The following is a 1706-nucleotide window of genomic DNA, read 5'->3' on the forward strand; positions in this document are numbered from 1 at the left end:
ATGCTTGTGCTTCGCGCCGCTGAACAGCTTGACCAGGATGCGGTCATGCAGATCGACCAGCTCATCGATCACGGTCGCGGTGCTCTCCAGCACCACGGCGGCCAGGGTCGCGTAGCGGCGCTGCGGCTCGAACTTACCGAGGTCTTTGGGCGTCATCTGCCCACCCTCGCGGGCCAGCTTGAGCAGGCGGTTCTGGTGGATGTGCCGGCCCAGGCCTTCGGGCAAGTCCACCAACTGAAATGTCTTCAGCCGCTCGATGTGTTCCAGCATGTGCCGAGAGTTGGGTTTCAGCGGTGCCTGGCGCAGCCAGGTCAACCAGGTGATGCTGCTGCCGGCCTTGAGCTTCAACAGCTCGTCCAGCTTGGCCCGATGCGAGTCCGTGAGTGGTTCGACCAGGGCGCGGTAGACCCGCCGATTGGCTCGCGCAATGGCTTCCGAGCAGGCCCGGTCAATCACGCTCAGCGCCGGCAGGATGCGTCGTTTCTGCCGTAGGCTCTCCAGGGCCTGACCGGCCAGCAGCAAGCCTTTGTCGGTCTGCTGGGCCAGCTCGGTTAGCTCGCGCACCAGGGCGCGGAAGTCGGACAGGCCGAACGGGGCCAGTTGCAGGTAGGTGCGCAGTTCCTGGGCATGCTCGCGACGGGTCACGTCGCGCTCGCCGTACTTTGCCCAGCTCGCCGGCTCGGCCTGGACTTGCTTCGCCACCCACAGGATGACCGGCTCGGGCAGCTCGCTGTCGGTTCCCAGCGCGTAACCGGGGTAGCGCAGCAGGCAGAGCTGCACGGCGAAGCCGAGGCGGTTGGCGTCGCCGCGTCGCTGGTGGATCAGCGACAGGTCGGAGTCGTTGAAGGTGTAGTAGCGGATCAGGTCATCCTGGCTTTCCGGCAGCGCAAGCAGGGTGTCCCGCTCCGTGGCCGAGAGGATCAAGCGACGCGGCATGTGTCAGTCGTCCGTGCGGAGGTACTGGTAGAGGGTTTCCCGGCTGATGTTGAACTCGCGGGCAAGCTGCGCCTTGGGCTCGCCGGCCGTCGCTCGCTGCCGCAGGGTAGCAGCCTGCTCATCGGACAGGGCTTTCTTGCGGCCCCGGTACGCGCCACGCTGCTTGGCCAAGGCGATGCCCTCACGCTGCCGCTCGCGGATCAGGGCGCGCTCGAACTCAGCGAAGGCCCCCATCACCGACAGCATCAGGTTGGCCATCGGCGAGTCCTCGCCAGTGAACACCAGGCCCTCCTTCAGGAACTCGATGCGCACGCCGCGCTGAGTCAGCTTCTGTACCAAGCGACGCAGGTCATCGAGGTTGCGGGCCAGCCGATCCATGCTGTGCACCACCACTGTATCGCCTTCGCGGACGAAGCTCAGCAGCGCTTCGAGCTGGGGGCGCTGGGTGTCCTTGCCCGATGCCTTGTCGGTGAACACCTTGCTCACCTGGGTTTGTTCCAGCTGGCGTTCCGGGTTCTGGTCAAAGCTGCTGACCCGGACGTAGCCGATGCGGTGCCCCTGCACGATGTCTCCTTGGTTGAAGGCGGCTTAAGTGCACTTTCTGTTCCGTTGTGCCTCAAAGCCCATTTCTGTCAGGCTGAAATCTATAACCTTCGCGGGCATGTGTCAAAAAATGGGAAAGCAGACTCTATTCTGACGAAGCGGCGCGGCCCTGCCTGACATCAAGTTAGGGTATAGCCTAGATTGACATGCGCGATGCAACCCTTAAC

2 protein-coding genes are annotated in these 1706 nt (G+C 64.0%); both read right to left on the reverse strand.

The annotated features are described in order from the left end of the window. Positions 1-936 (reverse strand): DUF4158 domain-containing protein (locus OKC40_RS22325; protein WP_270797012.1); only part of this gene is annotated, 936 nt, incomplete at its 3' end. Positions 937-939: 3 nt separating this feature from the next. Next, the gene (locus tag OKC40_RS22330; protein WP_001161490.1) at positions 940-1500 is read right to left on the reverse strand and encodes a recombinase family protein; all 561 of its coding nucleotides are present in this window, start codon (positions 1498-1500) and stop codon (positions 940-942) included. Positions 1501-1706 lie beyond the last annotated feature (206 nt).

This window comes from Aeromonas sp. QDB11 (genome assembly GCF_027705265.1).
GTDB classification, from domain to species: Bacteria; Pseudomonadota; Gammaproteobacteria; order Enterobacterales; family Aeromonadaceae; genus Aeromonas; species Aeromonas allosaccharophila.